Source organism: Parabacteroides acidifaciens, assembly GCF_003363715.1.
Taxonomy (GTDB): Bacteria; Bacteroidota; Bacteroidia; order Bacteroidales; family Tannerellaceae; genus Parabacteroides; species Parabacteroides acidifaciens.
Window position 1 is genome coordinate 46825 of record NZ_QREV01000032.1, and the last position, 7649, is coordinate 54473.

Consider the following 7649-nt stretch of genomic DNA (forward strand, 5'->3'; position numbering starts at 1 on the left):
TTGGAAGATTTTTTATTAAAATAGTGATATATGTACGATTCTTGCACTCCATACAAAGCATATTTACCCCGGAATATGCTTTGTATGGAGTGCAAAGATGACTCAATATGGTGATTGCACTATGAAAGTGCATAAATTATGACTTTTCTGCACTTTTGTAGTGCAATTGTCGTATCTTTGTGGAAACGGAATGTTATGGATAGATTATATGAGACTTTTAATAAGCTTTTGAAGGGCGTACAAACGGATTTTATCCGTTACAAGTATGATGAGATCAAATGGCAGAACCGTATGTTGGGGCTGGTAGGACCACGCGGCGTGGGAAAGACAACTTTGTTTTTGCAGTATATTAAAAGAAATTTGTCATTGAAAGATACCTTGTACGTGTCGGCCGATAATATATATTTCACGGATCACTCGTTGATAGACCTTGCTGATCAATTCAGTAAACAAGGAGGGAAACATCTTTTTATCGATGAAATTCATAAATATGAGAACTGGTCGAGGGAGTTGAAACAGCTGTACGACTCTTATCCGGATATGCAGATACTTTTCACAGGTTCATCTATCTTGGATATTTACCGGGGAATAGCTGACCTGAGCCGTCGTGCACCTATCTATGAGATGCAAGGACTTTCGTTCCGTGAATATCTATATTTGTTTCATGGCATATCGGTGCCTGTATATTCGCTTGAAGAAATATTGGATTTGAAAGCAGAGATTCCCGGAGTGAACCATCCTTTACCTTTGTTTGCCGAGTATTTGCAGAAAGGTTATTATCCTTTTAGCCGGGATGTAGATTTTTATATGGAATTGGAACAGGTGATTAACCAGACAATGGAAGTAGACATTCCGCAGTATGCCAATATGAATACATCTACAGGACGAAAACTGAAGCAATTATTGGTGGTGGTGGCACGGAGTGTTCCTTTTAAGCCTGTCATGCAGAAACTGGCTGATTTGGTAGGGATTAGCCGTAATTATGTAGCTGATTATCTACTCTATATCGAACGAGCAGGTATGATTGCCCAATTGCGGGATGATACGGGAGGAATCCGGAGCCTTGGCAAAGTAGAAAAAATTTATTTGGACAACCCGAACCTTATTTATGCATTGGGAAGGAGTGAATCGAATATCGGAAATATCCGCGAAACCTTCTTTTATAATCAAATGCGGGTGAGACAAGATGTTATCTCTTCCCCGCTGGCTGATTTTTTGATCGGAGATAAGACCTTTGAAGTGGGAGGAAAAGGAAAGGGGCAAAAACAAATAGCTGATGCGAAGGAAGGATTTATCGTGAAAGATAATATTGAAGCAGGATATGGTAATACGATTCCTCTTTGGAGTTTTGGACTGAATTATTAGTCTGGATTGAAAAACTATTAACATTCTTTTAGCCAAACCCAATAGTGAGTATCCTCGCTTTCCCTGTCTTTATCTTTGAAATCAATCATAAAAAGGGAAAGCATGGCAGCTGAACACGATCATATAGATAAGACACTGGATAAACTTGTCGCCTCGACACGTTCGCCACGGGGACGTTATTCCGCTTCGGAGAGTTGGAAGGTGTTGGAAAAACGTATTTCTCCTCCGGCAAGGAAGTTCAGGTTTTATCGGTTGGCGGGGGCTGTTGCGGCTTCGGTGCTTCTTTGCTTGGGCGGTTGGTTCGGGTACGATCATCTGCGGCCGGTGTCTATGCAGACCGCTTCGGCTGGTGCGGGAATATCGGTCGTAACGCTGCCGGACCGGACGAAAGTAACATTGAACCGCTATTCATCTTTGACCTATCCCGACCGCTTTAAAGGGGAAAAGAGGGAAGTCCGATTGCAAGGCGAAGCCTATTTTGAGGTGGAAAAAGATGCCCGGCATCCGTTTATAGTAAAGGCGGAACCTGTCGATGTACAGGTGTTGGGGACGCATTTCAATGTGGAAGCCTATCCCGGGGATGCAGATGTGAAAACGACTTTGCTGGAAGGTTCCGTTGCCGTCAGTGTGCCGGAAACAGGCAGCCGGATTGTGTTGTCGCCGGGAGAAAGTGCGGTCTATAACCGCGAAAGTCGGACATTGCAGGAGATAGAACCGAAAGAAAATGATATCACGGTCGACTGGCGCGACGGCCATTTCCGGTTTGATTACCTTCCTTTGCAGGAGATTGTGCGGGAGCTTTCGAATGCCTTTCAAGTAAAAATCAGGATTACAGATGAAGCAATAAAGAATTTCCGTATCAGGGCTCATTTTACGGAAGGCGAAAGTCTGGACCAGATGCTCGATCTGCTTCAGTCCGCCGGTAATTTCAGTTATACAAAAACAAACGATACGATCTTGATCCGTTCTAAACTTAACTAAGTTATGCATTATTACCTATATTGTCTCCGCCGGTTTACCCGGTTTATTCTTCTATTATGGATAGTCTTCCGGATCGCGCCGCTTGCCGCACAGGACAAGGCGGCGCGTCTGGACTTCCATATCCGGCAAGCGACGCTGGAAACCTTTGTCAGCCAATTGGAAAAAGCCACCGGTTTTTCTTTTATCTATGGCGAAAAGATACAACTGAAACAGCCTGTCACGCTCGATCTCCGGCAGCAAACTGTCGGGGAAATCCTGCAGAAAGCATTCGAGCACGAGCCGGTCACCTTTAAAATATCCGGTACTCATATTCTGCTCCACGAACGTCCGGAATCCCGGAAATATACGATCAGCGGATATGTAACCGATGCCGTGTCGTCCGAGACATTAATCGGGGCTAATATCCTGGAATCCCGCCGGCGTGTGGGGACGACCACCAACCCGTTCGGATATTACAGTATCACCTTGCCGGAAGGGGAAACGGAACTTTTCTTTTCTTATTTAGGATATGAGACGAGGCATGAACACTTCTTTCTCGGAAGTGATACATTAATGAATGTACGGCTGGCAACAAACAACCAGTTGGCGGAAGTGGTCGTCTTGTCAGACAAGAAGGAGACGGGTATTCATGCTACGGCCATGAGTGCGCTGGAAATCCCGATGACGCAGATCCGGAATACGCCTGCAATCTTAGGAGAAGCCGATATTCTGAAAACCATCCAGCTGATGCCTGGCGTACAGGCAGGGACGGAAGGTTTCAGCGGACTGTATGTACGTGGAGGCGGGCCGGACCAGAACCTGATCCTGCTGGATGGCATTCCGATCTATAATGCCGACCATATGCTGGGTGTTTTCTCTATCTTTACGCCCGAAGCCATGAAAAAGGTAACGCTTTTCAAAGGCTCTTTCCCGGCGCGTTACGGCGGACGCCTGTCTTCTATCGTGGATATCCGGACGAACGACGGCGATATGCAGAATTATCACGGAACGGTCAGTGTCGGACTACTGACCAGCAAACTGCATCTGGAAGGACCGATCATAAAAGACAAAACCTCGTTCTGCCTGACCGGACGGCGCACTTATCTCGACCTGGTGGCAAGGCCTTTCCTGCCGGATGATAAGAAGTACAATTACTATTTCTATGATATCAATGCCAAGGTGAACCATAAATTCTCCGACCGCAGCCGCCTGTTCCTTAGTTTCTATAAAGGGAAAGATCATTACGACTACAAGCAAGACAAGGAATACGACGGCTACGACGGCGCCCCGCGCATGTATTTCTACAATAGCCGGATCGATTTCAACTGGGGAAATACGATTGCAGCCGGACGCTGGAATTATGTGTTTAATAATAAACTGTTCAGCAATACCACTGTAGCCTATAACCATTACCAGATGGTGATGGCCGACAGCTACCGGAAAGAGATTACCGGCGCGGACGAAGACGGCAACGTGACGTCAGACTATAATGAGTCGTATGTCTATAACTCCGATTACCGTTCAGGCATACACGATTGGAGTTTCCAGACGGATTTCGATTACACGCCGGCTCCCAACCACCATATCAAGTTCGGAGGCTCTTACCTCTTTCATACGTTCCGTCCCGAAATCACGACTTCCCGTGTACGGGAGAATGAAAACGGACAGGCGGCACAGGATACGGTCTACAACGACTCGTCGAACAGTTTCCTGCACGGCCATGAATGTGCGCTTTATGCCGAAGACAATATCGACATCGCCGACCGTCTGAGCCTGAACGCCGGCGTTCATCTTTCGCTGTTCTATACAGAGGGAAAAGGATATCTTTCGGCACAGCCCCGCTTCTCGGGCCGTTATCGTTTTGAACATGGTTTTGCGGCAAAGGCCTCCTTTACGCAGATGGAACAGTATGTGCATCTGCTGTCGTCGTCTCCCATTGCCCTGCCGACCGATCTGTGGGTGCCTGTCACCAAAAATATCCGTCCGATGCGTTCTTACCAGTATGCCGCCGGCGGATATTATACCGGTCTGAAAGGTTGGGAGTTCTCGCTCGAAGGTTATTATAAGGATATGCACAACGTATTGGAATACCAGGATGGCGCCTCCTTTTTCGGGACATCCGGCGGATGGCAGGAAAAGGTCGAGATGGGACGCGGCCGCTCTTTCGGACTGGAAATACTGGCACAGAAAACCATCGGCAAAACGACTGGGTGGCTGGGATACACGATCGCTAAAAGCGACCGCCTGTTCAAGGACGGGACGGTCAACAACGGCGAACGCTTTCCGTATAAATACGACCGCCGCCACAATATCAATTTCTGTCTGAACCATGCGTTCAGCAAGAAGACTGATGTCGGCATCACTTGGATCTTCAATACCGGCGGGACGGCTACGGTAGCCGAAAAGCAGACCGGGACGGAGTGGGGGAATTTGATCGATTACATTTCCCATCGCAACAATTACCGTCTTCCCATCAGCCACAGGCTGAACCTGAGCATCAATTTTCATAAGAAACTACGCCGGGGTACGCAAACCTGGAACATCTCGATCTATAATGCCTATAATGCCATGACCCCGAATCTTGTCTATAAGGAAGAAGAATATATCGGACAACAGCATATCGGGCCGGACGGAAATCCCGAGACAATCTGGAAGCGGAAAACGAGGTTGATTAAGCAAACTTTGTTACCTTGCGTTCCTTCGGTTACCTATACATTCAGATTTTGAGTAAAGAATATATTATGGGAAAATATCTATCTATATTATTCATTGTACTGTCGGTTTTATTCTCCGCCTGTGAGAACGAGCTACCCTATCAGGAACGGCCGCAAGAACCGCAACTGTTGATGAACGCCTTTCTGGAAGTCGGAAAAGAAGAAAATGAAGTTAAATTGTTTATGATAAAACCCAATATAGATGCGACTACATCTGTCACGAATGGTTCTGTCATTGTATATGTCAACGGTGAAAAGACGGAAACGGTCGAAGTAACCTCCTATTCGAATTGGGGTATTTGTACGCTGAAAAGTCAGTTCCGCCCGGGTGACCGTGTGCGTCTCGAAGCGACAGCCGAAGACGGGGAATATCAGGCTAATGCCGAAGTGGAGTTCCCTCTGCCGATCGAAGAAATGATCCGGGTAGATACTTTGCATACGCAACTTAAAGGTTTGTACGGCATGCAGGATTGTATGCGATACCGGATTGCCATTCACGACCGCCCGGGGGAGAAGAATTATTATCGCCTGATTATCCAGGAGAATACCTATCGGACTTCTTTGGAAGATGGAGTGACGTATGGCCCGTCTGTTTCCGAACCGGGCATTATCAACCAGGAAGATATCGTACTCACCGACGGCCATCTTACGACAGCGGACGACGATGAGTTCGGCATTCTCGACATGACGATACGGAATGTCCGGAATATATTTACCGATAGCCGCTTTACGAATGGTCCCTACACATTAAATGTTTATACCTCTTATCCTTATTTTCACGATTGGGGCAGTGAAGACTATAAAAAGCATATCCGGTTTGATGTCGTTGTCCGTCTCCAAAGCATAACCGAAGCGCAGTATCGCTATATGCGTGCCATGAACTGCCTGGACTCGGATGACTATAACGAGACTTTCATGGAGCCGGTCATCGTCCCCCAAAACGTTTCGGACGGCCTGGGTTTCGTCGGAGCCTCTTCCGAACAACAGGTGACATTACGGATGCTCGACCGTCCGCCTTTATGGTAAAATAGCATTTGTAATAACATATTTCTTTCTATTTTCTGGCTGTTTCATCTTGGCATATATAACAAACAGGCCTCGTAGGGGCGGTTCGCGAACCGCCCTTTGTGTCACAAATATATCCTGTCGCTATCCGGGCAGTTCGCGAACTGCCCCTACGAAGCCTGCTCTTTTGATTCAAATATTCTTAGTTTTGGACCTTCTGCGAATTGAGAAATATACATTAACCCCCTGTTTCGACTGTTTTTCTATTTCGTCCGAAATCCTGATCGATTTTGGATTGACTCTTTTCACGGTTTTGCTCTCTCCGGCTGACATTAGCTGAAACGAGGTGCACAGATTATTCTAAAAAGCGTACAATTTGATTATCGAAAATAGGAAATACCGTCAAAGTGATAAACCTTAACTCCCGGAGAATCGATTATTTGCGAACAAAGGCGGACAGCGTTCCAAATATCCCAAGGAAATTTTAGGGGCTTGTTGCTGTGAGGTGCGCAGAAAATTGCCTTGAAGTAACGCTTCATCGCTCTGAAGGTTGACTTCGTGCTATATGAAGTCCGACTTCAGAGTAACAAAGTTCCGGATCAGAGCGATAAAGTCCCTCTTCATGGCGATAAGGTGCCGGATCATAGAAAAAAGCTCCTTTTTGACGGCTGAAAAGTGGGTTGACATTTATTTTATTCGGGGTGTCTTTTGAGACTAAAAAACACGTTTTATACAATAAGCCCTCTGCCGTAGGCTCTCTTTTGCCGTTTCGTTTCAACGAACGGTTTTAGAGCTTAGAGGCGAAGCCTCTTCCTCTGTGGACTTAAGTCCCTTTAATAGGATTACTTGTAGGTATTTGAAAGGGGGTTCAAACCCACAGAGGAATCCGGCAAAGCCGGGAATTTGTCAACCCGTTGATTGAAATCAATGGCAAAAGAGAGCCTGCGGCAGGGGGGGCTTATTGTATAAAACGGATTTTTTAGTTCCAAAAGACATCCGAAACCAAACAAATGTTAATCCACTTTTTTGACCTCAAAAAGGTACCTTTTCGCCTTTTTTGAGCATTTCCAGCCATTACGACCGTCCTCTTTGCCACCACGACCGTGCTAATGTGTAGTGCACTCGGCACCTCGCGAAGATTAGGACGGTCGTAATGGCGATTAGGACGGTCGTAATGGCGATTAGGACGGTCGTAATTGGAAAGAGGACCGTCTTATGAGCAAAAAAGCACCTGAATTTCCTTGGGATATTTGGAACGCCGTCCGTTTTATTTTGCTACAGGCGATTCTCCGAGAGTTAAGGTTTATCACTTTGTCGGCGTTTTCGCTTTTCGATAATCAAATTGTACGCTTTCCGGAACAGGCTGCGCACCTCGTTTTTCCTATTGTCAGAAAGAGGAGCTTAAACCGCAAAAAGAGTCAATCCAAAATCGATCAAGATTTCGGATGAAATAGAAAAAACGCCCCAAAAGGGGGTTATTGTAATATTCATTAGATTTGCAGGAGGTCCAAAACTAAGAAAAAGTGAACTATCCCGTTCCCGCGCTCCGACGCGGGATCGCAAAACAGCCTGCCGCATCCTAAATCATCATTTACAAGTTTTGAT

Annotated in this window: 5 protein-coding genes; all 5 read left to right on the forward strand. The window is 46.3% G+C overall.

Annotated features, from left to right (window positions below):
• Window positions 1-195 precede the first annotated feature (195 nt).
• The 5 genes from DWU89_RS13260 to DWU89_RS13280 all read left to right on the forward strand — a co-directional run bounded on the left by DWU89_RS13260 (window position 196) and on the right by DWU89_RS13280 (window position 7493).
• Window positions 196-1365: an ATP-binding protein gene (locus DWU89_RS13260; RefSeq protein ID WP_115500108.1), complete on the forward strand. Its 1170-nt coding sequence runs from the start codon at window positions 196-198 to the stop codon at window positions 1363-1365.
• Between the two features lie 102 nt (window positions 1366-1467).
• Window positions 1468-2346 (forward strand): FecR family protein, encoded by an 879-nt coding sequence (locus tag DWU89_RS13265; RefSeq protein ID WP_115500109.1) that lies wholly within the window; start codon window positions 1468-1470, stop codon window positions 2344-2346.
• Window positions 2347-2349: 3 nt separating this feature from the next.
• On the forward strand, window positions 2350-5052 hold the full coding sequence (locus tag DWU89_RS13270) for a TonB-dependent receptor (RefSeq protein WP_115500110.1): 2703 nt from the start codon (window positions 2350-2352) through the stop codon (window positions 5050-5052).
• A 14-nt stretch (window positions 5053-5066) separates the two neighbouring features.
• Entirely contained in the window at window positions 5067-6065 is a 999-nt protein-coding gene (locus DWU89_RS13275; protein WP_115500111.1) for a DUF4249 domain-containing protein, read from the forward strand.
• Between the two features lie 1194 nt (window positions 6066-7259).
• A complete protein-coding gene (locus tag DWU89_RS13280) occupies window positions 7260-7493 on the forward strand; it encodes a hypothetical protein (RefSeq protein WP_115500112.1) in 234 nt (77 codons plus the stop codon).
• The last annotated feature ends 156 nt before the right edge of the window (window positions 7494-7649 follow it).

Excerpts from the sequence above, each read along its gene's own strand:
- DWU89_RS13260 (WP_115500108.1), top strand. The coding sequence starts at position 196 with ATGGATAGATTATATGAGACTTTTAATAAGCTTTTGAAGGGCGTACAA.
- DWU89_RS13265 (WP_115500109.1), top strand. The coding sequence starts at position 1,468 with ATGGCAGCTGAACACGATCATATAGATAAGACACTGGATAAACTTGTC.
- DWU89_RS13270 (WP_115500110.1), top strand. The coding sequence starts at position 2,350 with ATGCATTATTACCTATATTGTCTCCGCCGGTTTACCCGGTTTATTCTT.
- DWU89_RS13275 (WP_115500111.1), top strand. The coding sequence starts at position 5,067 with ATGGGAAAATATCTATCTATATTATTCATTGTACTGTCGGTTTTATTC.
- DWU89_RS13280 (WP_115500112.1), top strand. The coding sequence starts at position 7,260 with ATGAGCAAAAAAGCACCTGAATTTCCTTGGGATATTTGGAACGCCGTC.